Origin of the sequence: Hydrogenophaga flava NBRC 102514 (assembly GCF_001571145.1) — a bacterium.
GTDB lineage: Bacteria > Pseudomonadota > Gammaproteobacteria > Burkholderiales > Burkholderiaceae_C > Hydrogenophaga > Hydrogenophaga flava.
The window spans coordinates 1-22,854 of record NZ_BCTF01000041.1 but is presented as its reverse complement, the minus strand read 5'-3'; the positions used below and the strand labels follow the sequence as shown (position 1 = coordinate 22,854).

Here is a 22,854-nt window from a genome sequence, read left to right as displayed (position 1 = left end):
GAGCAGGAGCAGGAGCAGGAGCAGGAGCAGGAGCAGGAGCAGGAGCAGGAGCAGGAGCAGGAGCAGGAGCAGGAGCAGGAGCAGGAGCAGTGGCTGTTTGCAGATAGCAAGCCTTGGCTACACCCGGCAAAGGATCCCCAAAAGTGGTGTTGGAACAAGCCACCCCCCCGGTGAAACTGCGGGGAGCAGTCCACGTCGTGCGGGCGCCGTACACCACATTGGCGGTGCTGCTGAATCGGCATTGATTCCATTCGGAGGCGCACAGCACATAGCCCTGGGGAGGGGTGTTCGAAGTCTGGGCAGGTGCCTCACCAAATGCGAGCAGCATGGCGCTGCCCATCAGAACATGGAGGGTTGACTTTGCCGGAGACACTGGCAATACTGGCAGTAGCGAAAAAGAGCGCGAAGACATAAGATTCCTTAAACAGTTTTGACTCCCAGCGATCAGCTGTTCTGTAGAGGACGTCATCTCCTGACCTACAGTGAACTGATTGCCCAGTCGCCTCGGTTGACATTGCCCGGTGATCTCCGAGAAACCCGGTGATCACTTCATAAGTTCGCGACGACATAACAGCCACAAGAGAGCCTGTGGCGGTTGTGCACGTTGCGAGCTTGTCCCTCGGGACCCATGGCTGGATCTGTGCTCGGAGAGCCCGGGATTTCCCGTCTCTCACGTTTTTTGTCGTCCGAGTTTCCGGAAACTGAATGCGCAACTGGTGCACCGTTTCACAGAGTTACGTGCGCTTCCAACGAGTTACCAGCCTGTTGCTCCTTGGTCTCATGTTTTTGTGGCCTCTTTGTCGTTGAGACTGCAACGAGAGCCTTCTGTCGCGAGCTTGTTGCGAGCTCGCATGCGCCGTGATCGACTCGGTCGTACTAAAAAAAGAGTGCATTGAGCTGTGCCGGTCGCCTCGCCTGTGATCGCAGGCTGGCCAATTCAGATCCAGGGTACGTGAGTCGACAATAGACGCATGTCGCTCTTCAACTGGCTGCAACAGCGTGGGTTGTGTCTCGTAGCCGCATTCATGTGCTCGGGTGTACACGCCTCGTTGATCGTTGCGACTGCAGATCTCCCTTCTTGCCCGCCACAGCCTCCGTTTCCTGACCGTGAGTTGAGGCTCAATGCGCAGCGGCAGGCCACCGACCGTGGTTTCCTTTGGCTGATCAGTCGCGATGGGCGCGATTCCTATCTCTATGGAACGATCCATGCTGGTCGACCCGAGTGGTTTGCCCTCGGCCCCAAGCTTGAGTCTTCGCTGTTTCGATCAGGCGTGCTGGCATTGGAGATCGATGCAACGGATCCAGCGGTGCTGACAGAACTTCGCCGCGTGTCGTCTGGGGCTGCACGACCACTGCCGGCCGACCTGATGCATTCGCTGCGCAAGGCATGGGTGGCCGAGTGTCTGCCGCCTGCCGATCTTGATCTGGGCGCAGCTGAGTACCATGCGACCCGTTTGGCAGTGGCTCAGGCCCAGCGAGCAGGGTTGTTTCCGATGTACGGTGCCGAAGCAGTTCTGCTGCTGTACAGCTTGCGTGCTGAGCGGCCGGTGGTTGGACTGGAGTCGGTGGACACTCAGCTTTCGGCCCTGCTGGCTCGCAATGATGAGGAGGCCGCAGCGATGGTGCGCGAGATGCTGGCCGAATTACAGCGGCCGCAGGCTGCGCGCAGTCTCGAACGACTGGCCCATGCCTGGGCCAGCAACGATCTGAGGGACCTGGAGAAGTATCCCGAATGGTGCGACTGCCTGAACACGGCAACCGAGCGGGAGACATATGACCGGCTGGTGGATGGTCGCAACCCGGGGCTGGCCGATGCGATCGACAAGCTGCATGCTGGCGCCAGTGTATTCGCCGCGGTGGGTGCTCTGCACATGGTGGGCAAGCAGGGCTTGCCAGCGCTTTTGCAGGCCAAAGGTTTCAAAGTCCAGCGGGTGTTCTAGTGCTGTGGACTCAGTTGGCGGGCGAGAGATTGAGATAGGTCAGCAAGCGGCCGTTTTCCCTCACAGCGCAGAGGGAATCTGTACACAATTTGTCACTTCTCGGGTGACTCCCTGTCACCTGCCTGAGGACATCTGACATGGCACATCTGAACTGGACGCCGGACCTCGAAACCGGCATCCGTGAAATCGACGGGCAGCACAGGCGCATCGTCGACTACATCAACCAGCTTTACGACGCCCGCGATCACCATGATCGGGAGGCGGTGGGCGCCGTCATCGATGAGATGGTCGACTACACCCTGTCGCATTTTGCGTTCGAGGAATCGCTGATGACCGATGCGGGCTACATGTTCGCCGGCCCGCACAAGAAGATCCATGAGTTGTTCACCCGCAAGGTGGGCGAGTACCGCATGCGCTTCGAGGCGGGTGAGGACGTGGCTTCTGACCTGCATGCCATGCTCTCGCGCTGGCTGTTCAACCACATCCGCAACGACGACCGCAGCTACACGGATTCTGTGAAGGTGTACTTGAAGAACGTCGGGCATGGCGACACCGACATGAAGGCGCAGATCAAGGAGGAGTTGATCCGTGAGCTGCACCTGAAGAAGAAGCGCGGCTTCTTCGCCCGACTGTTCGGCAACGACGAGTGAGTGCTTCAGGGCTGTTCAGGCCATGAGAAGGCATTCCGCTCGTTCGAGAACCCGCCGCCGATAGGCCGGGTTGGGGCCGAAGATGGGGATCAGCTGCGACGCGTAGAGCTCGACCAGGCGGATCTTTTCCGCGGTGTCGTGGCGGTGTTCCACCAGTTCGGTGTGGCAACCCAGCATCTGGTGCAGACGCTCTCGCAGCGCCTTGTTGCTGTGTGCCCAGGCATACGGTAGTTCTGCATAGAAGCCCAGCCGCGCTTGGGTCCCCGACAAGGCTTGCCAGAAAAGATCACGGGCCAACTCGTGCTCCCCATGCGGCATGCAGCCCCAAGGACGGCGGAGCAGGCGCCACGCCAGTTGCGCAAGAGGCGTTGAGGGCGTCGGTCCACCAGCGCCTGCGGGAAGCAGCACCAGCGTGCGAGAAAGGCCTTCAGTCCGGCTCTGGGTCATTGCGTCCACCGCCTGGGCGACCGTGCGTTCGTCGAGATGCTCTTGATGACATCCAAGGTGCTGGAATCCGCATCCGATCCGGCTCATCGCCAGCGCATCTTCCTGGCGCCGAGCCAGGTGTTCGGCGGCGCTGTCTGGAAAGCCTGTCGTCCGGGCCCAGGTGTCGTTCTGTCCCGCCGATCTTTCGGTGAACACCGTGATCACCTCGGCCCGGTCGCGGCATGCGCTCAAGATGCCGGCGACCGAGAACACCGCGTCGTCGAGATGAGGCGAAATCACGATCACCCTCTCGACCCCGAGCTGCTCCAGCCAGGACCGCACCTCCGTTGCATTGGACAGCTTGGTCATGTCCGTTGCTCCGCTGCCTCGCAGAGTCGCTGGAGGTGAACGATGCGCCGTTCGAACTCGATCTCGAAGACATGCTGGACGGCGAACGCACGCGCGCTCATGGCCAGCGCCTTCAGTGCGTTCAGGTCGTTGGACAGCGTCTCGATTTCGTCGGCCAGTGCTCCGGGGCGCCCCAGGGCGCACACCCGACCGCCGGAGCTCAGCCGTTGAAGGCCACGCCAGGCTTCGTTGGCATAGCCGACGATGGGCACCCCGGCGCACAGCGTTTCCAGGTACGTGCACGAAGGGTCCCCCTGCAGGTGGGGGCAGACAAACAGATCGATTTCGCGCCGCAACATGGGCATCAGCTGGGCGTGAAAATCCAGCGTCCCCAGCAACCGGACTTGTCCATGCAGCCCGTGGTGGGCGATTTGCGCCTCCAGCGCGGCCCGCAGCGGCCCGTCCCCCGCGATGCGGAGCTCGAACTCGATGTTCCGGTCCCGGAGCCTGCGGGCCAGGGGCACCAGGTGGTGCACCCCTTTGATGGGATGCAAGCGTCCGGAGTAGATCAATCGCAGACGCCGCTGCCGGGACAGGGCTTCGCAACGAGCCCCGATCTCTTCGGGGGTCGCACAAAGCTCAGAGGCCACCCGGTTGTCGAAGTAGAGCAGGGGGTCAGGGTTGTGCCTGGCGAATGCCTCGAATGTGGGCGTTCCGTTGCACTGCAGGCCGTGGGCTGACCGGATTTCCGCCAGGGCACGGCGGTGGTTGAGAAGCAGCCAGAGCCCAGTCTTGAGAAGAGAGGGTCCCCAGCCGTGGACCGACCGTGCAATCTGCAACTGGGTGGTCAGCGTCAGTTCGGTGTTCGCGACCAGAATGCCGCCCTGTTCCCGGCAGCGCTGGCCCAGGCCATACAGCAGGTGGTTGAGCGTGACCAGCAGGATGGACCGTTGCAGCAGCGGTCCGCCGCTGCCGGCCAGCTCGCGGAAATCCACGATCCGGATTTCAAACGGCAACTCGCTGGGGATCCAGTGGCGGTTGTCCAGATCCCCGCTGGGCTCGTGCCCTGCCTGCAGTCCCACCACCACGGGTCCGTTCCAGCGTTCCACGTACTGCTTCATGCCGTTGACGAACTTTGCCGGTAGCAGCCAGTGACCCTCGGCGCTCCGTATGCCGGGCAACGAGGACAGCACCACCAGGCGCCAGGATGGCGCTGCGGTGGCGAGCGGGGGCGGGGCTTCAGGCATGGCGCGGCACTGGAGGGGCATGGGGCGTCGTACGGATCCAAACAGCTTACGCGTGTGCATATCCGGTGCGGCGTTTCGCTGGCCCGAAGGCGTCTGTGTCCGATTCAGCGGCTTGCACGGCCCGGCGGCCGAACGGGTGCCTGACCGCGCCTGTGTGGTCATGCCCCCGTGACAGAATCCCCGGATGCCCCCCGTTTTCAGTGCCTCCCTCATCACCCGTGGTCTGCTGCTGCTGATCCTTGCCGCCGGCATCTATTTCTTCCACGGCTTCCTGGTTCCCGGTCTGGCTGCCCTGATCATCGGGTTCGCCACCTGGCCGCTCTACCGCCGGCTGGTCGTCCGCTGCTCTGGCCGGACCACGCTGGCCGCCAGCCTCGCAATCCTGGTGGTGCTCGTGGTGCTGGTGGTGCCGCTGTCTGTGGCGATTCACTTTGCGATTCGCGAAGCGAGCGAGTTCGTGCGCTGGGCCATCGAGGCCAACCGCCATGGCGCCGCCGTACCGGCCTGGATCGAGGCGCTGCCACTGGTCGGCGCCCAGCTGGCGGCGTTGTGGCGCGAACACCTGGGCGAGCCCCATGCGCTGGGCGCCTGGATCCAGATGCTGTCGGGACAGCATGTGGGCAACATCTCGCGCACCGTGCTGGCGGCGGCCGGCAACCTGGCGGGCCTGCTGCTGCTGGTGCTGTTCATGCTGATCACGCTGTTCTTTGTCTACAAGGACGGTTCGCACATTGCCGGCCAGCTGGACCGCGTGGGCGAGCACCTGCTGCCCGAGCGCTGGCAGCGCTTCTCGCGCGTGGTGCCGGCCACGGTGAGCGCCACCGTCACCGGCATGGGCCTGATCGCCATTGGCGAAGGCGTGGTGCTGGGCGTGGCCTACTGGATCGCGGGGGTGCCGTCGCCCGTTCTGCTGGGCGTGATCACCGGGTTCATGGCCATGATCCCGGGCGGTGCGCCGCTCTCGTTCACCCTGGTGTCGCTCTATCTCGTCGGCTCGGGCGATGCGGTGGCCGGGCTGGCGCTGTTCGCCTGGGGCTCGGTCGAGCTGTTCATCGTCGACAAGACGCTGCGCCCGCGCCTGGTCGGTGGTCCGGTGAAGCTGCCCTTCCTGCCGACCTTTTTCGGGCTGGTCGGCGGGGTCTCGACCCTGGGCATGGTGGGCCTGTTTGTGGGCCCTGTGCTGATGGCGCTGCTGGTGGCGATCTGGCGTGAGTGGGTGCGCGGGCTGGACGACAAGCCCGAGCGCCCTCAGTCGGCGTAGTCCAGCGGCAGCGCGGTGGTGTTCTTCAGTTCCTCCATCGCAAAGCTGCTGCTGACGTCTGACAGGTCGACCGAGCGGATCAGGCGCTGGTAGACCCGGTCGTAGGCGGCGATGTCGGGCACTACGATCTTCATCAGGTAGTCGACATCGCCGCTCATGCGGTAGAGCTCCATCACCTCGGGGATGTCGCGCACCGCGTCGCGAAAGCGTTCGAACCAGGCCTGGTTGTGCTGGCTGGTGCGCACCGAGACAAAGACCGTCACACCCAGGTTGATCTTCGCGGCGTCGACCAGCGCGACCTGGCGCGTGATGAAACCCTGTTCGCGCAGGCGCTGGATGCGCCGCCAGCAGGGCGTGGACGACAGGTGCACGGCGGCCGCCACCTCGGCCAGCGGGGTTTCGGCGTTGCGTTGCAGGATGGAGAGAATTTGCCGGTCCGTGGCATCCAGTTTTCTTTTCATGGTCTATTTGAGCAAATCAATGCTCAATAGTGCCGTCCTGACGCCGAATTTGGCAAGCCATTTCTTCGAGGCTGGTGGGAAACTTTCTCCATTCCACGAACCAAGGAGAACCCATGAAAACCATTGGCCTGATCGGCGGCATGAGCTGGGAATCGACCACCCTCTACTACCAGATCATCAACCGCGAGGTGTCGCGCCGGCTCGGCGGCCTGAGCAGCGCGCGCATGAACCTGGTCAGCCTGGACTTCCAGGACATCGCCCAGCGCCAGCGCGCGGGCGACTGGGACGGCATGGCCGGCATCCTCTGCGACGCGGCGCGGCGCCTCAGTGACACCGGCGCCGAGTGCCTGCTGATCGGCACCAACACCATGCACCAGCTGGCGCCGCAGGTGCAGGCCGCCACCGACGTGCCGCTGATCCACATCGCCGACGTCACCGCCGACGCCATCCTGGCGCAGGGCCTGGACACCGTGGGCCTGATGGGCACGCGCTTCACCATGGAGCGAGCGTTCTACGTGGAGCAGCTGGCGCAGCGCGGCATCCGCTGCGTGCTGCCGGACGAGGTGCAGCGCCAGGAGATCCACCGCATCATCTTCGAGGAGCTGTGCCGCGGCGAGCTGCACGAGCTCTCGCGCCAGTGGTTCACCGACTGCATCACCGACCTGCAGTCGCGTGGCGCGCAGGGCGTGGTGCTGGGTTGCACCGAGCTGCCTCTGATCATCCGGCCCGAAGACAGCCCGATCCCGACCTTCGACACCACGGCCCTGCATGCGCTGGCGGCGGTGGAATTTTCGCTGGCGAACTGAGGGCCTGCCGATGTGCCAGCTTCTGGGCATGAACAGCAGCGCCGCGGCCTCGATCCGCTTTTCCTTCACCGGCTTCGCGCAGCGCGGCGGCTGCACGGCGGACCACGTCGACGGCTGGGGCATCGCGTTCTACGAGCCCACCGGCGCCCGGTCGTTTCTCGACGACCGACCTGCCAGCGAATCGCGGCTGGCGGCCTTCGTCCGGGAGCATCCGATCCGCTCGCACAACGTCATTGCGCACATCCGCAAGGCGACTCAGGGCTCGGTAGGCCTGGCCAACACCCACCCGTTCAGCCGCGAGTGGCTCGGGCGGCACTGGTTCTTTGCGCACAACGGCGACCTGCAGAACTTCCACCCGCCGCTGGACGGCAGCTATCTGCCGGCCGGCAGCACCGACAGCGAGAAGGCTTTCTGCTATGTGATGCAGTGGCTTCGCTCGGTCTTTGCCAGCTGGCAGCGCCCGCCCACCTGGGACGCCATCGCACCCGAACTGGCCAAGTGCAACGCCGAGATCGCGCGCCACGGCAATTTCAACTGCCTGCTCACCAACGGAGAGGCGCTGTTTGTGCACTGCTCCAGCCAGCTGGCGACCCTGCAGCGCGCACACCCGTTCCCGCGCGCGCGGCTGGTGGACTGCGACCTGAGCATGGACCTGGGCGAACTCAATGGGCCCGACGACCGCATGGTGATCATCGCGACCGAACCGCTGACCTTGGACGAAACCTGGGAGCGGCTGGACACCGGCGACACGCGGGTGTTCGTGGGCGGTCGGCAGGTGTGGGCGCACCATTGCGCGCGCACGCGCCGTTTCCCGGTCCCGGGTGAGGCGGCGAAGATGATGGTGCCCGAAGCCGCCTGAGGCGGCGGTCGGCACGCAAGGTTCAGGTGCCGAGTGTGTGCAGCGGAATGTCGCGCGCGGTGGCGAGCGCGTCGAGCTGCTTGCGGGTCTGGCTGGCCAGAAAGGCGGCGATGGCTTTGTGGGTGGTGGGCAGGAACAGCGTGGCCATACCGTCCATGGTCACGCCGGCCGCAGCGCACAGCGACGCGGCGAAATGCGGCTCCAGCGCGGCCACGGCGACCCGGCCGTCCTTGCAGGGGTAGACGCGGTAGCCCGCGTGGGCGCCGCCGACAGCTCCTTTGGGCTGGGTGAGGCCCCAGTGGCGGGGCAGGGCGAGCCAGGCCGCGGCATCGCTCAGCGCGACTTCCTGGAACACGCCCTTGCCGCCGGCTTTCTGCGCCAGCACGGCCTTGAGCGTCGCCTCACTGGCCATGAGCGCGCCGCCCATGTCGGCGAACAGCGTGGCGGGCAGGTCCAGGCCGGTGACGAGGCCCGCGTCGGCCAGGTAGGTGAGGTCGTGACCCGGCTCTTCGGCGCGTGCGCCGGGCGCGCCCACGATGGCAACCACCGACAACGCCGGATAGGCCTTGTGCAGCGCCTTCCAGCCCAGGCCGAGCTTGAGCAGCGCCGATGGGCGGAACGAAGTCAGCAGCACGTCGGTGCGCGCCAGTGCCTTGTGCAGCCGTTGCTGCCCCTTGTCGGTCTTGAGGTCGATGGTGAGGACCTTGATGCCACCGTGCATCGTGGCGTAGGCCGTGGGGTTGTACTGGCCCATCGGGTCGCCGCTGGCGCCCTTGGGGCCGGGCGGTTCGGCTTTGAGGCAGGTGGCGCCCATGGCCTGGAGGCGCATGAGCGCGGCCGGACCGGGCAGGTTCAGTGCGAGGCTGAGGATGCGGACCCCGCGCAGGGGCTTGAGGGGCTTGTGGGTGGCAGCGGAGGAGGTGGACATGGCAGCTCGGATTGACGTTAACGTCAATGTACCGCCAAGTCTGCTCCTGCTCCGCGCGCAGGCGACACCGGGCGTGTCACCCAGGATCACTGACCGAAATCGAGCGGAAGTCCGACGTAGTTCTCGGCGATGGTCTTCAGACCCGCTTCCGAGTGCATTAGGTAGTCGAGTTCGGCCTGCTGCAGCTTGCCGTTGATGGCGCCTTCGCCCTCGAAGTTGTGCATGATGGACGTGAACCACCAGCTGAAACGTTCGGCGCGCCAGATGCGCTTGAGACAGCGCTCGGAATACCCGTCAATGCCGGCCTCGCTCTTCTCGCTGTAGAACTCGACCAGCGCGTTGCTCAGGTACTTCACGTCGGTGGCGGCCAGGTTCAGACCCTTGGCTCCGGTGGGCGGCACGATGTGGCCGGCGTCACCGGCCAGGAACATGCGGCCAAAACGCAGCGGCTCGGTCACAAAGCTGCGCAGCGGCGCAATGCTCTTCTCCAGGCTCGGGCCGGTCACCAGCTTCTCGGCAGCTTCCGGGTCGAGACGCAGCTTGAGTTCGTTCCAGAAGGCATCGTCGCTCCACTGTTCGATCTTGTCGGTCAGCGGTACCTGCAGGTAGTAGCGGCTGCGCGTTTCGCTGCGCTGCGAACACAGCGCAAAGCCGCGCGGGTGGTTCACGTAGATCAGTTCGTGGTGCACCGGCGGTGTGTCAGACAGCAGGCCCAGCCAGCCGAAGGGGTAGACCTTTTCAAACTCCTTGATCGCACCGCGCGGCACGCTGGCGCGACACACGCCATGGAAGCCATCGCAACCTGCGATGAAGTCGCACTCGATGGTGTGGCTCTGGCCGTCCTTCTCGTAGGTCACGCGGGGGTTCTTGGTGTCGAAATCGTGCACCTGCACGTTGGAGGCCTCGTACACCGTGGGCAGGCCGGCGGCGCTGCGGGCGTCCATCAGGTCGCGGGTGACCTCGGTCTGGCCGTAGATCATGACCTTCTTGCCGCCGGTGAGCTTTTCCAGGTCGATGCGGTGGCGCTCGCCGTTGAACAGCATGTCAAAGCCGGTGTGCACCAAGCCTTCGGCGTGCATGCGCTGGCCCACGCCGGCTTCGTCCAGCAGATCGGTGGCCACCTGTTCCAGCACGCCGGCGCGGATGCGGCCGAGCACGTAGTCCGGGCTCTGGCGCTCCAGGATGATGGCGTCGATGCCGGCCTTGTGCAGCAACTGACCGAGCAGCAGACCGGAGGGGCCTGCACCGATGATGGCGACCTGGGTGCGCATGGGGTGTCTCCTTGGAAATTGAACAGGAGCGACTGTAGGCAGGCCCCCGTCATTCCTCAACGGTCCTGCGTCATCCTTGCGCGGTCACCGGATTCGATGTGCGATGATCGCGCAACACTTCGTAGGAGACAACACATGGAAATCGCCAAGGCGGATTTCATTGAAGGCATGGCCAAGGGCATGGCGGTGCTGGAGAGCTTCGACACCGAGCGCCAGCGCCTGAACGCCACCCAGGCGGCCGAACGTGCTGGCCTGACGCGGGCAGCCGCCCGGCGCCACTTGCTCGCGCTGGCCCACCTCGGTTACCTGGACACGGACGGCACGCACTACTGGCTATCTGCCAAGGTGCTGCGCTTCTCGGGCAGCTACCTTGCCTCGGCCCGGCTGCCGCGGCTGCTGCAGCCCACGCTCAACCGGCTGGCGGCGCAGACGCGCGAATCCTTCTCGGCCGTGGTGCTGGACGGCGAGGAGGTGGTGATCGTGGCGCGCAGCGCGTCGGTGGGCGGGCAGCGGCTGATGGCCTATGGCCTGCACCTGGGCGCGCGGCTGCCGGTGCATGCGACGTCGACCGGCCGTGTGTTGCTGGCGGCCATGAACAAGACCGAGTTCAGCGCCTGGCTCAAGGGCCGTGAACTGCCGCGACTGACGCCGAAGACCACGGTGGACCACAAGGCCCTGCGCGCGATCGTGGCGCAAGTGAAGGCCGACGACTACGCCTTGGCCAGCGAGGAGCACGAGCTGGGCGTGCACGCGCTGGCCGTGCCGCTGCGCAACATGAAGGGACAAACCGTGGCGGCGCTGAACGTGGTGGCTTCGCCGGAGCGCCTGGCGCCCGAGGTGATGCGTAAGGACCTGCTGCCGCTGCTGCTGGACGCGGCGCGGGAGCTGCGGCCGCTGCTGTGAGCGGGCTCAGACGCCCAGGTACTGTTCCAGCAGTTCGGGCTTGGAGAGCAGGTCGTCCGACGAGCCCTCGAACACCACTTCGCCCTTGACGAGGATGACGTTGCGGTCGGTGATCTGGGTGACCTGCTTCCAAGCCTTGTCCACGATGATGCTGCTGATGCCGCTCTCGCGGATCAGGCCGCAGATGCGCCAGATCTCGCGCGCGATCAGCGGCGCCAGGCCTTCGGTGGCCTCGTCGAGGATCAGCACATCGGGGTTGGTCATCAGTGCCCGGCCGATGGTCAGCATCTGCTGCTCGCCGCCGCTGAGCTGTTGCCCACCGTGGCCCAGGCGCTCGGCCAGGCGCGGGAAGGTCTCCAGCACGCGTTCGTAGGTCCAGTCGCGCTGCCCACGGGTGCCGGGCCGCGCGGCCATGACCAGGTTCTCTTTCACGCTCAGGTTGCCGAAGATGCCGCGGCCTTCGGGCACGTAGGCGATGCCCTGCCGCGCCACCTCGTAGGGGTTGGCGCCGGTCATGGTCTGGCCCTTGATCTGCACCGTGCCGCCGCTGGGCTTGACGATGCCCATGAGCGACTTGAGCAGGGTGGTCTTGCCCATGCCGTTGCGGCCCATCAGGCCGATGGTCTGGCCCTGGCCGACGGTGAAGTCGATGCCGCGAAGGATGTGGCTCTGGCCGTAGTGGGTGTTCAGGCCGATGGCCTGGATGAGCGGGGAGGTCATCAGTGTTCATCCCCCAGGTAGGCGGCCTGCACCTGCGGGTCGGCGCGGACCTGGGCTGGCGTGCCGCTGGCGATCACCTGGCCGTTGACCATCACGGTGAGCTGGTCGGCCAGCGCGAAGACAGCGTCCATGTCGTGTTCGACCAGCATCATGGCGTGGTCCTTCTTGAGCTTGAGCAGCAGCTCCACCATGCGCTCGGCCTCGGCCTGGCCCATGCCGGCCAGCGGTTCGTCCAGCAGCAGCACGGTGGGCTCGGTGGCCAGGGTCATCGCGATTTCCAGCTGCCGCTGTTCGCCGTGGCTGATGGTGGCGGCGACGGTCTGTGCCCGGTGGGTCAGGCCGGCAAGCTCGATGGCGCGCTCACAGCGCTGGTTCACCGACGACATCTTGGTGGCGGACTGCAGCCAGTGCAGCGGGTTCCAGGGCGCGTGCCGCTCGCGCGACTGCGCGGCCAGGCGCACGTTGTCCCACACGGTGAAGGGCAGGAAGATGTTGGTTTTCTGGTAGCTGCGGCCCAGGCCCAGGCGCGAGATGGATTCGGGCGTGTTCCCGGCGGTTTCCTTGCCGCCGAACAGGATCTTTCCCGAAGTCGGTTGCAGGTCGCCCGAGAGCAGGTTGGTCAGCGTGGACTTGCCGGCGCCGTTGGGTCCGATGACGGCGTGCAGGTGGTCGCGGTAGAGCTTGACCGATACCTCGTTGACGGCAGCCAGTCCACCGAAGCGCTTGGTGAGTTTGTCCGCGGCGAGCAGGGCGACATCGCTCATTTGGACGCTCCCTTGCGGTTCAGGAATTTCTCGGCCAGTCCGAGCAGTCCTCGCGGAGCCACGATCACGATGAAAACGATGAACAGGCCCATCCAGAGTTGCCAGTGCTTGCCGGTGTCGAAGTCGCCGATGGCGGGCAGATCTTTCACCAGGTGCAGCACGTACTCGAAGGTGAAGGCGCCGACAATGGCACCTGCGAAGTTGCCCATGCCGCCCAGGATGACCATCATGATCGCGTGCGCGCTCATGTGGAAACCCATCAGCTCGGGGTTCACGAAGCCGGTCTGCGCGGCCCAGAGATAGCCCGCCACGCCAGCCAGCGTGCCGGCCAGCGTGAAGGCCGCGAGCTTGTAGCCGAAGCTGCCGTAGCCGACGGCGCGCAGCCGGTGTTCGTTGACACGGATGCCGGCCAGCACGCGGCCGAAGGGCGAGAACAGCACGCGGCGCAGGAACAGGTAGACCGCGATCAGCACCACCAGGGTGAAGTAATAGAAGTGGGTCTTGTTGTCCAGGTCGAGGCCGACAGCGGTGGCATCGGGCCGGAAGTTGACGTAGATGCCGTCCGACCCCCCCAGCGACTTGTTGTCGAAGAACAGGAAGAACACCATCTGCGCAAACGCCATGGTGACCATGATGAAGTAGATGCCGTGGGTGCGGACCACGAAGAAACCGATCATCAGCGCGGCCAGGCCGGCGCCGGCAGCCGCCAGCGGCAGGCTCCACCACAGCGCGATGGGAGTGTCGGCCGGCGTGATGAAGGCCAGTGCGTAGCCGGCCAGGCCGAAGTAGGCTGCGTGGCCAAGCGAGACGAGGCCGGTCACACCCTGCAGCAGGTCCAGGCTCATCGCGAAGATGGCCAGGATCATCATCTGCGTGAGCATTTGCAGGTAGAAGTCGGTGCTTTCCATCGGCACCAGCGGGAAGGCCGCCAGCGCGAGCACGCCGACGATCAGCACCACCTGCACAGACTTGGGCAGGCGTTCGAGTTGGGCTTTGGCCGTGCTCATTGTTTAAACAAGCCTTCAGGTTTGTAGAGCAGCACGGCGGCCATGAGCATGTAGACGGCCATGCCAGCGATCTGTGGCAGCAGCACCTTGCCGAAGGTGTCGACCAGGCCGACCAGCAGGGCTGCGACCATGGCGCCGCGCACCGAGCCGATGCCGCCGATGACCACCACCACGAAGCACATGATCAGCACCGAGCTGCCCATGCCGGGGTAGACGCTGGAGATCGGGGCGGCCACCATGCCTGCAATGGCGGCCAGTGCCACGCCGAGCGCGAACACCACGCCGTGGATCAGCCGGATGTTGATGCCCAGGGCCTCGGCCATCTCGCGGTTGAAGGCGCCGGCGCGGATCTTCATGCCCAGGCGCGTCTTGCTGATCAGTCCGTACAGACCCAGGGCCAGCACGATGCACACCGCAGACACCACCAGCCGGTAGACCGGGTAAGACAGGTTCTCGGTCAGCTGGATCGACTGGCTCACCGCTTCGGGCACGGCCACCGAGTGCACGTCGTCGCCCCAGAGGATGGAGCGCAGCTCTTCGAAGATGTAGATCAGGCCGAAAGTCAGCAGCACCTGGTCCAGGTGGTCGCGGTGGTAGAAGTGGCGGAACAGAAGCCACTCCAGCAGCCAGCCGAAGGCCACCGCCAGCAGGCAGCCCACGATGATGGCCAGGGTCAGGCTTTCAAACTGTGCCGTCAGCGCCCACGCCAGGTAGGCGCCGAGCATGTAGAAGCTGCCGTGCGCCAGGTTGACCACGCCCATGATGCCGAAGATCAGCGTCAGGCCGGCGGCCAGCATGAACAGCAGCAGCCCGTACTGCAGGCTGTTGAGCAACTGGATCAGGAAATTGGCAAAGTCCATGGGTGTGTGGGCGTGCAAGTCTCAGGCCAACACCTTGCGCAGGCGCTGGCCCAAGGCATTCGCTGGGCTAAAAGAGCGCGGTCAGCTCAATTTGCAGCCGGCGCCGGAATCTGCCACCGCCTTCTGCGCGATGCCGATGACCTTGTTTTCCTTGTTCTCGACCTTGCGCAGGTACATGTCCTGCACCGGGTTGTGGGACTTGCTCATGGTCCACTTGCCGCGCGGGCTGTCGATGGTCGCGCCTTCCATGGCGGCGTACAGCGCCTTCTTGTTGGCCAGGTCGCCCTTGACCGCATTGGCACCCTTGACCATCAGCAGACCGGTGTCATAGCCCTGCACGGCGTACACGTCGGGCTGCAGCTTGAAGGTCTTGGCGTACTCCAGGCGGAATTTCTTGTTGGCCGGGGTGTCCAGCGAGTCGCTGTAGTGCATGGTGGTCAGCACGCCGTTGGCGGCGTCACCGGCGGCGTCCAGCACGCCCTCGGTCAGGAAGCCCGAACCGTAGAGCTGGATACTCTTGTTCAGGCCGGCAGCGGCGTAGTCCTTGAGGAACTTGGCCGCGCCGCCGCCCGCGAAGAAGCAGGCCACGGCGTCGGGCTTGATCGAGGCGATTTCGGTCAGCAGGGCCTGGAACTCGACGTTGGGGAACGGCAGGCCGAGCTTCTTGACGATGGTGCCGCCCGCAGCGGTGTAGCTTTGCTCGAAGCCTTCGAAGGCCTCGTCGCCGGCGGCGTAGTTCCAGGTGATCCAGACAGCCTTCTTGTGGCCGCGGTCGACCATGGCTTTGCCCAGCGCCAGTGTGGGCTGGGAGTTGCTGAACGAGGTGCGGAAGACGTTGGGAGCGCATTGCGCGCGGGTCGCGATGTGCACGCCGGCGTTGGGGATCAGGTTGAGAACACCCGATTCGCGAGCCACCTTGTGGATACCCATTTGCACACCGGAGTGCACTGTACCGACCAGCACATCAACCTTGTCGCGCTGCACGAGGCGCTGAGCATTCTCGATGCCCTTGGCGGGGTTGGACTCGTCGTCCACCTTGAAGAATTCGATTTCGCGGCCGCCCAGCTTGCCACCCTGCTCGTTGATGGCCATGCGGAAACCGTTCTCGATCGCCACGCCCAACTGCGCAAAGGTGCCGGTGTAGGGCAGCATGAAGCCCACCCGGACCTTGTCGGACTGTGCACGCACGATGGATGGCAGCAGCAAGCCGGACGAGGCGGCGCCGATCACGGCAGCGGAGCGGGTGAGGACGAGGCGGCGGGTGGTCATGAAATGTCTCCTTGGATGTCGAACGAACTCACTGTAGGTGCGGGCTTTTCTGCTGACGATCCAGAGTTACCCGTACTTTAGGCATGAAATATCGAGGAATGAATCGTGTGGATCAGCCAAAACCCACAGTCGGTGCAAAATATTGCTGTCACATGCAGTATCTTGCATGTCTTCGGGCGTGGGCACAGGTGAAAACCCTTGCCGGCAGGGCCGGATCACCGGCGAGTGCGAATGATGATTCGCTAGCCTGAAGGAGTCTGAGCCGGGGATCAATACGACTCACCAAGGGTGGCATGCCCCTTAGGTCCGTATTTCTGCAAAAGGAGAACCTAAGCGCTAGAACTGCGTGCGCGGCGCAGTGAGCGCTAAAGCAGGGCAGCGAGCGCCGTGCTCAGAAGAAATTCGACTCTGCCCACTGAGACGACGGGCCGTCGTCTTCCGCTGTCACGGGGACGTTGAGGTCGAGCACAAACACCACCTCACCACCAAAACGGCCGACTCCCAGCGTCTTCATGAGCGTTTGCTCCTGCTCGGGTCGCTCCATTCGCATGAAGCAAATGGCTTGTTTGGTGCCTTCATGCATGGCTGTAAGGATGTCCAGTCGCGTGATGCGGCCGAACTGGCCGCACAGCTCATGCAGTGCGGACCTCAGGCTGTTCACATCACGGTGTTGCCGGAGTTCTGCCAGTGCGCTCACGTTTACCCTTTCTGTCGTCGGGCCCGATCCCAATGCTGAATCATTCGGTACGGGTTTCTGACGTGGGGCAATGTTAATACGGAAGCTACAAGTTGCAACTGTCCTGTTACGTCTTTCCTTCCCCAAAACAGGGGGCTTGCCAACTAGTCCACAACTGCCCCGCCTTTCAGGCCGTTTGCAGAGCCGGGACGACGGTGTGTGAGGCGGTATGCTCGGTCCACCAATCGATGAAAGTGGGCGCCCCATGCAACAAGGACACCGTGCAGATCCACACGATGAAGCAACTCCCTTGACAGCACTCCCAAGCCCGGTGGCGTCTGGTGTGGAATGGACTCAGATCACCCAACTGGCGACCCACATCGGTCAGGCGTCTATGGCGCTGCTGGTGAGGTCCCAACCGGATGATCCGCTCTTGGTGGCTGCCAGCGGGTTGCCTGCAAACGGCCTGGCCATGGCCACTGAACTGTGTGCCAAGGTGATGGCCGACCCCGAACTGGCTGGGACATGCCACGATCTGACGGCGCTCGAGGTTTGGGCACAGCACCCACTGGTTGCTTCGCTGCGAATTCGCTTCTGTCTCGTCCTCCCGCTCCCGGCGAGCGAGGCTTACAACGACATCTGGCTGGCGTTGCTGGACGACGAACCACGGAACGCCGAGCAGGTGAAAACCATGCTTCCGGCCTTGCAAGCCCTGGCGAGTCATGTGGGGCAGTTGCAGGAGCTGGTCTATCAGCAGCAGCAGTCTGCACACCTGACCCAGGGCAGGGAAGAGCGGCTGGGCAAGGCGCTGCATGAGAGCGAGAGCCGGTTGAACCTGACCGAGCACACGGCAGGTGTGGGCAGCTGGTCGGTGGACATCAACACCGGGCACATTCAACACTCTGACGAGTACGGCAGCATCTTGGGGTTGGGTCCCGGCGAGGCGGTCGAGGATCTGGCCGCGATGGTGCTGCGTTACACGCCCGAATGGCGCACCGGCATTCGCCAACGGCTGGAGCGCTGCGCCCAGACGGGTGAAGCCTTCGATGAAGAAATCCAGGTGCAGGTACCCGGAGCGAGTCCTAAATGGGTTCGCACAGTCGGCAATGCCGTGCGCGACGCGCAGGGACGTATCGTTCGAATACAGGGGGCTGTTCAGGACATCTCCGCTCAGAAGCAGGCTCAGCAGGAAACACTGCGTCTGGCCATGCGGCTGACCACCACGCTGGCCAGCATCACAGAGGCCTTTGTGACACTGGATCGCCAGTGCTGCTTCACCTATCTGAACCAGGAGAGCGAGCGACTGCTTCAGAAGACCACAGCCGAGCTTCTGGGCCGGGAGGTGTGGCACGACTTCAGCGAGGGGCTGGCGCAGCGGTTCCGGACACAGCTGGGCGTGGCGCTCAAAACCAACCGGCGTGTTGAGCTGGAGGATTTTTTCCCGACATTGGGAAAATGGCTGGAGGTGCGGGCGTATCCGTTTGCTGAAGGGCTGGCTGTGTACTTCCGCGACGTCACGGAGCGCAGGCGTTCGCAGGAGCAGCTGATGCTGCTGGAGACCAGTGTGGCCCGCTTGAACGACATCGTCGCGATCGCCGAGGCCGGCTCTGGCCCCGATGACGAGCCGCGGATCGTGTTTGTCAACGATGCGTTCGAGAAGCAAACGGGCTACAGCCGAGACGAGGTGCTGGGGCAGACCCCGCGCATCCTGCTTGAGCTCGACCCGGCGATGTACAAGCTTCTGGAGAAAGCGCGCGGGCTGAGGGAAACCCGCCAGGCGCGCACCGAGCTGATGATCCGCCGCAAGAACGGAGCGTCGTTCTGGATTGAACTGGAGGTCGTGTCGGTGCAGGCCAGCGCCGAAGAGGTGACGCACTGGGTGGCGGTAGGGCGGGACATCACACAGCGCAAGAACGCGGAGGACATGATCCGCCACCTGGCGTTTTACGACCCTCTGACGGACCTGCCCAATCGCCAGCTGTTGCTGGACCGGCTGCAGAAGGCGCTGTCGCAGAGTGCGCGCTCGGGTCAGTACGGTGCGCTGATGTTCATAGATCTCGACAACTTCAAGATCCTCAATGACACGCTTGGGCACCATGTCGGGGACCAGTTGCTGCAGCAGGTCGCCCAGCGCCTGACCAAGAGCGTTCGCAAGACCGACACCGTGGCGCGCCTGGGGGGTGATGAGTTCGTGGTGATGGTCGATGACCTGAGCACGGACGCTGCCGCCGCCGCCAGCAAGCTGCGCACCTTGGCGGAAAAGGTGCTGAATGTATTGCGGGAGCCGTTCCAGATTGCCGGGCACCAGCACTTTGCGACGCCCAGCATCGGGGCCACCTCGTTCAACGGCGAACAGAGCGACGTGAGCGAGCTGCTGAAGCAGGCCGACCTCGCCATGTACCAGGCCAAGGGGCTGGGTCGCAACACCCTTTGTTATTTCGACCCGGACATGCAGGCCTCGGTGAGCGCCAATGCAGCGGTTGGAGCCGCCCTGCGCGTGGGGCTGCGTGAAAAGCAATTTGTAGTGCACTACCAGCCGCAGGTGGATCGGCAGGGTGTCATCACAGGGGTGGAGGCGCTGGTGCGCTGGCAACATCCAGAAAAAGGACTGATCAGGCCTGCCGACTTCATTCCGGTCGCTGAGGACACAGGGCTCATCCTGCCGCTGGGCATGTGGGTGCTGGAAACCGCCTGCGAGCAACTCGCGGCCTGGGCGTCACGAGCACAAACGGCCCATCTCAGCATTGCCGTGAACGTCAGTGTCTATCAGTTCCGCCATCCGAATTTTGTGGACATGGTCATGGCTGCCATCCAGCGCACAGGCATTCGTCCGCACCGGTTGAAGCTGGAACTGACCGAAAGTCTGCTCGCCGACCGCATGGAAATCACCATCCAGAAAATGGGCATGCTCAAAGAGCTGGGGGTCACCCTGTCGCTGGATGATTTCGGTGTGGGCTACTCATCTCTGTCCTGCCTGAAGAGGCTGCCGCTGGATCAGCTGAAAATCGACAAGGGCTTTGTAGCCGATGTGCTCACCGATCCCAACGACGCGGCGATCTCCCGCGCCATCATTGCGCTGGCACAGAGTCTGAGTCTGCAGGTGGTGGCCGAAGGGGTGGAAACGCAGGAGGCGCGGGATTTTCTTGCCTACCTCGGGTGCGATCAGTTCCAGGGACACCTGTTTGCGCCCGCCCTCCCTATCGAGACGCTGGATGCATTTCTCCGCAACCCGTCATCTGACATGATGTCCACGGTTGTAGGGTAGGCCGTCTGGCTCCCATTTGAGGGGGCGTGCTTGTCTGGCTCGTTTGTTTGCGTGTATTGGATGGGTTTTAATCATCATGAATGTCTTGTTAACAGGTGGGTGTGGGTACATTGGCAGCCATGTGGCTGTTGTGTTGATGTCCGCAGGTCATCGTGTCGCCATTCTCGATAATCTTTCCAATAGCCACCGGGGTGTGGTGGACAGGGTTTCTGAGATTGCCGGTGAATCTCCAGTTTTCTATTGCGGAGATGTGGGTGATGTGGAGCTGGTGCGAAGCATCATTCGAGAAAATTCAATTGACTCGGTCATTCATCTTGCAGGTTTCAAGTCCGTTGGTGAATCGGTTCAGGAGCCTCTGAAGTACTATCAGAACAACATCTGCGGAGCTTTGGGCTTGCTTCAGGCCATGGAGGCTGAATCAGTTTCCCATCTGGTGTTCAGCAGCAGCGCCACCATCTATGGTGATCCGCAGTATCTTCCTGTAGATGAGGCACATCCGCAGCACGTGGTCAATGCGTACGGACGCAGCAAGTTGCACATAGAGGATATGCTGCGGGATGTCAGTGCATCCCGCCCCTCTGTGGGAGTCGTCTGTCTCCGCTATTTCAATCCCGTTGGCGCCCACTCAAGCGGACTCATCGGTGACCGACCAAGAGGGATTCCAAACAACCTGATGCCCTATGTGGTTCAAGTGGCGTCGGGTGAGTTGGAACGGTTGAGGGTTTTTGGTGGTGACTATCCGACACCCGACGGAACGGGCGTTCGGGACTATATCCACGTCCTAGACCTGGCCGAAGGTCATGTGGCTGCCCTGAATTACCTGTCGTCGCGCAGCGGTTGGCACGCATTCAATCTGGGAACCGGTCGAGGATACAGCGTCCTGGAAATGGTTCGTGCTTTCGAGGCGCAATCCGGTCGATCCATTCCCTTCGAAATCACGGAACGTCGACCAGGGGATGTGGCCTGCTCGTATGCGGATATCCGTTCCGCTGCACAGGAGCTGAATTGGCGGGCTACGAGGTCGCTGGAGGATATGTGTTCAAGCGCCTGGGCGTTCCAGAGCCGGCTATTTACAGGGTGAGGGGGCCTTTTTGAATCACCGGCTTGCTCGTACGGACTCGCACCAAGCAAGCCATCGATGAATTACATGATGTTACATGCATTTACCTGTTGAGATGTGGTGCCTGGCCGCGCGCGGTCGCTTACGCATTGATACTCCGCTGGATCACTGCTTGATGCCGCCTGTCCTCTACCATCGCTCAGGGAGGCGGGGTCTGAGTGACACTGCCCCTAACCGCGCGCCTCATTCGGATAGCCACAAGGATTGAGCGACGGATACTAAATCGACGAATTCCAAAATCAGTCTTGGGCATCCTCATGATCACCATGTCACTTTTTCCGCGGTTTTTGTTCGCGTCTCCAGCGTCAGTGCCTGCTCTTTGCGATGCGAAGACCTTTGTGGTCTGACCCCGCGTCCGACGCCACTACTTTTTCGATGTCGAACTTGAGGCGCAACAGCCGTGCCCTGCATGGTCGCCGTCGGCTTCGGTCATGCCCTCCATGAATCAATACATGAATACACTTTTCAACGGATTGGTGAAGGCCAGCGTTGCCTGTTCTTCGGCCGTGTTGCTGGTGGCATGCGGTGGCAACGAGCGCCCAAGCACCGCTGCGAGCAACACTCAGTCCACCTCGACTCAAACGGGTACATACCTGAGTGATGGGGGGGGCTCGTCGTCTTCCAACGCAGTTCCGGACGCACAGTTGACGGCAGATGCCTTGGCCAAGGCAGAAGCAGAGGCCCTTCGGGTTGATCCTTCTGTGCCACTTGAAACTTTGCCCACTGGGAGCATTGCAAGTAAGCAGTCCTACGCGTCAGGTGCGATCGCCCGAAAGGCCGCCGCGGCCGGCATTCCGGCCTACCGGTTTTACAATCAGAATACGGGTGCTCACTTCTACACCACAAACACTAACGAGGCAGACAGTCTCCTCGCCAGCTTCTCATCCGCATACAGGCTGGAAGGTGCCGCTTTTTGGGTGGCTGGTGCCATGTCATCTGGTCTTTCGCCGGTGCACCGTTTTTTTGGTATCCGAAGTGGGGTTCACTTTTACACCATTAGTGAAGCAGAACGAGCCAGCCTGCAAGCTGCATCGTCGCAATACAGATACGAAGGCGTGGCATACTACGCCAGCCAGGTGGCTGGTGAGGGTCTTGTGCCGTTGTACCGCTTCTTCGTCCCGAGCAAGGGATTCCACTTCTACACCACTAGTGAGAGTGAACGGGCCAACATCCAGGCCAACCTCAATGCCACCTATCGCTATGAGGGGATTGGTTACTACGTACTCGGCAGCGGTTCTCAAGCGCCCGCTCCAGATCTTGGTCAAACTTCTCAGTCGGTTTCGGCTCGGCTGGAAGCTACGCGCCTGAGTGGTCCAGCGCCGTTGGCGGTGCAGTTTGACGCCACGGGCAGCACCTCCAGTCTGGCGGGACAGCACCCGTTCCACCAGGTGCGTTATTCGTTCAATTTCGGCGACGAGCGAGGGCAGGTCTGGCCGGTCTCCGGTCTGCCAAAGAACGCGCAGACGGGCGGTCCGCTAGCTGCTCACGTGTTTGATCAGCCAGGCACCTACCAGGTGCGTGTTCGAGCCACCGATCTGGCGGGGGGGTACTCAGAACGTTCAGTCAGCGTGGAGGTGCTCGACCCCAATGCGGTCTATACGGGGGCGGGAACGATCTGCGTGTCGGCGGCGAGCAACTTCGCAGGCTGTCCGGCAGGCGCCTCCCAGACGACTGCAATGCCTTCATCGGCAAGCTTCAGCAATCGCCGGGTGCTGCTCCGCCGAGGCGAGACGTTCAGCTCTATCGAGATTGCGCATGGCAGTCAGAACGTGCAGGTGGGGGCGTTCGGAACCGGGGCGAAGCCACGGGTCGCGAACATCCTGGTAGGTGCCATTGGCCCATCTTCGTCCGCATTTCCGCGTGACATCACTTTTATGGACCTGAACATCCTTCAGCGCTTTGAGCAGTTCGTGACGATGTCTCGTCTGCTGCTCTACCGCAATACTTTTGAAGTGCCGACAGGAGAGTTTGTGGTGGCTCAGATCAATCTGGCCAGTGCGCTGCAATATGTTGTTGAACACCACACGCTGGCTCCGAGTCAGTATTTCCAGCCGCGGGAACTGTTCGTTGTGG

At 63.1% G+C, this 22,854-nt stretch carries 20 protein-coding genes; 9 read left to right on the top strand and 11 right to left on the bottom strand.

What is annotated here, in order from left to right; all coding sequences use genetic code 11:
• Positions 1-971: 971 nt before the first annotated feature.
• Together HFL01S_RS24925 and HFL01S_RS23560 are read left to right on the top strand one after the other, a co-directional pair.
• Positions 972-1,940, top strand: a complete 969-nt coding sequence (locus tag HFL01S_RS24925; RefSeq protein ID WP_084383604.1) for a TraB/GumN family protein — start codon at positions 972-974, stop codon at positions 1,938-1,940.
• 137 nt (positions 1,941-2,077) lie between these two features.
• Positions 2,078-2,590, top strand: a complete 513-nt coding sequence (locus HFL01S_RS23560) for a bacteriohemerythrin (protein WP_066263547.1) — start codon at positions 2,078-2,080, stop codon at positions 2,588-2,590.
• 15 nt (positions 2,591-2,605) lie between these two features.
• Here the strand turns inward: HFL01S_RS23560 and HFL01S_RS23555 are convergent, their stop codons facing one another.
• A complete protein-coding gene (locus tag HFL01S_RS23555; RefSeq protein WP_066263542.1) occupies positions 2,606-3,385 on the bottom strand; it encodes a PIG-L family deacetylase in 780 nt (259 codons plus the stop codon).
• Positions 3,382-4,611 (bottom strand): glycosyltransferase family 4 protein, encoded by a 1,230-nt coding sequence (locus HFL01S_RS23550; protein WP_169802374.1) that lies wholly within the window; start codon positions 4,609-4,611, stop codon positions 3,382-3,384. Before HFL01S_RS23550 ends, HFL01S_RS23555 begins: the two co-directional genes overlap by 4 nt.
• A gap of 184 nt (positions 4,612-4,795) precedes the next feature.
• Between HFL01S_RS23550 and HFL01S_RS23545 the strand changes: the two genes are divergently transcribed.
• Complete coding sequence (locus tag HFL01S_RS23545; protein ID WP_066263536.1) at positions 4,796-5,872, top strand: AI-2E family transporter; 1,077 nt, start codon at positions 4,796-4,798, stop codon at positions 5,870-5,872.
• Here HFL01S_RS23545 and HFL01S_RS23540 read toward each other — a convergent pair.
• Positions 5,860-6,321 carry an Lrp/AsnC family transcriptional regulator gene (locus HFL01S_RS23540; RefSeq protein ID WP_066263556.1) on the bottom strand — a complete coding sequence of 154 codons (462 nt, stop codon included), beginning with the start codon at positions 6,319-6,321 and terminating at the stop codon, positions 5,860-5,862. The two genes, HFL01S_RS23545 and HFL01S_RS23540, sit on opposite strands and share 13 nt — an antisense overlap.
• A gap of 125 nt (positions 6,322-6,446) precedes the next feature.
• Between HFL01S_RS23540 and HFL01S_RS23535 the strand changes: the two genes are divergently transcribed.
• Positions 6,447-7,139, top strand: coding sequence for an aspartate/glutamate racemase family protein (locus HFL01S_RS23535; RefSeq protein WP_066263533.1), 693 nt, complete (start codon positions 6,447-6,449; stop codon positions 7,137-7,139).
• Complete coding sequence (locus HFL01S_RS23530) at positions 7,102-7,998, top strand: class II glutamine amidotransferase (protein ID WP_369407760.1); 897 nt, start codon at positions 7,102-7,104, stop codon at positions 7,996-7,998. Before HFL01S_RS23535 ends, HFL01S_RS23530 begins: the two co-directional genes overlap by 38 nt.
• Before the next feature lie 22 nt (positions 7,999-8,020).
• Here the strand turns inward: HFL01S_RS23530 and HFL01S_RS23525 are convergent, their stop codons facing one another.
• On the bottom strand, positions 8,021-8,926 hold the full coding sequence (locus HFL01S_RS23525; protein WP_066263529.1) for a CoA transferase: 906 nt from the start codon (positions 8,924-8,926) through the stop codon (positions 8,021-8,023).
• An 86-nt stretch (positions 8,927-9,012) separates the two neighbouring features.
• On the bottom strand, positions 9,013-10,197 hold the full coding sequence (gene pobA, locus HFL01S_RS23520) for a 4-hydroxybenzoate 3-monooxygenase (RefSeq protein ID WP_066263527.1): 1,185 nt from the start codon (positions 10,195-10,197) through the stop codon (positions 9,013-9,015).
• A 135-nt stretch (positions 10,198-10,332) separates the two neighbouring features.
• Between pobA and HFL01S_RS23515 the strand changes: the two genes are divergently transcribed.
• Complete coding sequence (locus HFL01S_RS23515) at positions 10,333-11,100, top strand: IclR family transcriptional regulator domain-containing protein (protein WP_066263525.1); 768 nt, start codon at positions 10,333-10,335, stop codon at positions 11,098-11,100.
• A gap of 6 nt (positions 11,101-11,106) precedes the next feature.
• Here HFL01S_RS23515 and HFL01S_RS23510 read toward each other — a convergent pair whose 3' ends face one another.
• The 6 genes from HFL01S_RS23510 to HFL01S_RS23485 all read right to left on the bottom strand — a co-directional run bounded on the left by HFL01S_RS23510 (position 11,107) and on the right by HFL01S_RS23485 (position 16,417).
• Complete coding sequence (locus HFL01S_RS23510) at positions 11,107-11,820, bottom strand: ABC transporter ATP-binding protein (protein ID WP_066263523.1); 714 nt, start codon at positions 11,818-11,820, stop codon at positions 11,107-11,109.
• Complete coding sequence (locus tag HFL01S_RS23505) at positions 11,820-12,584, bottom strand: ABC transporter ATP-binding protein (RefSeq protein ID WP_066263517.1); 765 nt, start codon at positions 12,582-12,584, stop codon at positions 11,820-11,822. Before HFL01S_RS23505 ends, HFL01S_RS23510 begins: the two co-directional genes overlap by 1 nt.
• Positions 12,581-13,591, bottom strand: coding sequence for a branched-chain amino acid ABC transporter permease (locus HFL01S_RS23500; protein ID WP_066263516.1), 1,011 nt, complete (start codon positions 13,589-13,591; stop codon positions 12,581-12,583). The genes HFL01S_RS23505 and HFL01S_RS23500 overlap by 4 nt, the downstream gene beginning before the upstream one ends.
• Entirely contained in the window at positions 13,588-14,451 is an 864-nt protein-coding gene (locus HFL01S_RS23495; protein ID WP_066263513.1) for a branched-chain amino acid ABC transporter permease, read from the bottom strand. The genes HFL01S_RS23500 and HFL01S_RS23495 overlap by 4 nt, the downstream gene beginning before the upstream one ends.
• An 81-nt stretch (positions 14,452-14,532) precedes the next feature.
• Complete coding sequence (locus tag HFL01S_RS23490; protein WP_066263511.1) at positions 14,533-15,720, bottom strand: ABC transporter substrate-binding protein; 1,188 nt, start codon at positions 15,718-15,720, stop codon at positions 14,533-14,535.
• Positions 15,721-16,111: 391 nt separating this feature from the next.
• Complete coding sequence (locus tag HFL01S_RS23485) at positions 16,112-16,417, bottom strand: RNA-binding protein (protein ID WP_066263510.1); 306 nt, start codon at positions 16,415-16,417, stop codon at positions 16,112-16,114.
• A 373-nt stretch (positions 16,418-16,790) separates the two neighbouring features.
• Between HFL01S_RS23485 and HFL01S_RS23480 the strand changes: the two genes are divergently transcribed.
• From HFL01S_RS23480 to HFL01S_RS25275, 3 genes are all read left to right on the top strand, one after another.
• A complete protein-coding gene (locus HFL01S_RS23480; protein WP_084383605.1) occupies positions 16,791-19,661 on the top strand; it encodes a sensor domain-containing protein in 2,871 nt (956 codons plus the stop codon).
• Between the two features lie 76 nt (positions 19,662-19,737).
• Positions 19,738-20,742, top strand: a complete 1,005-nt coding sequence (gene galE, locus HFL01S_RS24920; RefSeq protein WP_084383601.1) for a UDP-glucose 4-epimerase GalE — start codon at positions 19,738-19,740, stop codon at positions 20,740-20,742.
• Between the two features lie 479 nt (positions 20,743-21,221).
• On the top strand, positions 21,222-22,854 hold a 1,633-nt coding region (locus HFL01S_RS25275), incomplete at its 3' end, for a PKD domain-containing protein (RefSeq protein WP_169802373.1).

Bases quoted from the DNA above. Each gene is read 5' to 3' on its own strand.
- HFL01S_RS23510 (WP_066263523.1), bottom strand. From the start codon at position 11,820: ATGACCTCCCCGCTCATCCAGGCCATCGGCCTGAACACCCACTACGGC.
- HFL01S_RS23480 (WP_084383605.1), top strand. From the start codon at position 16,791: ATGGCGCTGCTGGTGAGGTCCCAACCGGATGATCCGCTCTTGGTGGCT.
- HFL01S_RS23535 (WP_066263533.1), top strand. From the start codon at position 6,447: ATGAAAACCATTGGCCTGATCGGCGGCATGAGCTGGGAATCGACCACC.
- HFL01S_RS23545 (WP_066263536.1), top strand. From the start codon at position 4,796: ATGCCCCCCGTTTTCAGTGCCTCCCTCATCACCCGTGGTCTGCTGCTG.
- HFL01S_RS23560 (WP_066263547.1), top strand. From the start codon at position 2,078: ATGGCACATCTGAACTGGACGCCGGACCTCGAAACCGGCATCCGTGAA.
- HFL01S_RS23515 (WP_066263525.1), top strand. From the start codon at position 10,333: ATGGAAATCGCCAAGGCGGATTTCATTGAAGGCATGGCCAAGGGCATG.
- HFL01S_RS23500 (WP_066263516.1), bottom strand. From the start codon at position 13,591: ATGAGCACGGCCAAAGCCCAACTCGAACGCCTGCCCAAGTCTGTGCAG.
- HFL01S_RS24925 (WP_084383604.1), top strand. From the start codon at position 972: ATGTCGCTCTTCAACTGGCTGCAACAGCGTGGGTTGTGTCTCGTAGCC.
- HFL01S_RS23555 (WP_066263542.1), bottom strand. From the start codon at position 3,385: ATGACCAAGCTGTCCAATGCAACGGAGGTGCGGTCCTGGCTGGAGCAG.
- HFL01S_RS23525 (WP_066263529.1), bottom strand. From the start codon at position 8,926: ATGTCCACCTCCTCCGCTGCCACCCACAAGCCCCTCAAGCCCCTGCGC.
- pobA (WP_066263527.1), bottom strand. From the start codon at position 10,197: ATGCGCACCCAGGTCGCCATCATCGGTGCAGGCCCCTCCGGTCTGCTG.
- HFL01S_RS23495 (WP_066263513.1), bottom strand. From the start codon at position 14,451: ATGGACTTTGCCAATTTCCTGATCCAGTTGCTCAACAGCCTGCAGTAC.
- HFL01S_RS23505 (WP_066263517.1), bottom strand. From the start codon at position 12,584: ATGAGCGATGTCGCCCTGCTCGCCGCGGACAAACTCACCAAGCGCTTC.
- HFL01S_RS23490 (WP_066263511.1), bottom strand. From the start codon at position 15,720: ATGACCACCCGCCGCCTCGTCCTCACCCGCTCCGCTGCCGTGATCGGC.
- galE (WP_084383601.1), top strand. From the start codon at position 19,738: ATGAATGTCTTGTTAACAGGTGGGTGTGGGTACATTGGCAGCCATGTG.
- HFL01S_RS23530 (WP_369407760.1), top strand. From the start codon at position 7,102: ATGCGCTGGCGGCGGTGGAATTTTCGCTGGCGAACTGAGGGCCTGCCG.
- HFL01S_RS23550 (WP_169802374.1), bottom strand. From the start codon at position 4,611: ATGCCTGAAGCCCCGCCCCCGCTCGCCACCGCAGCGCCATCCTGGCGC.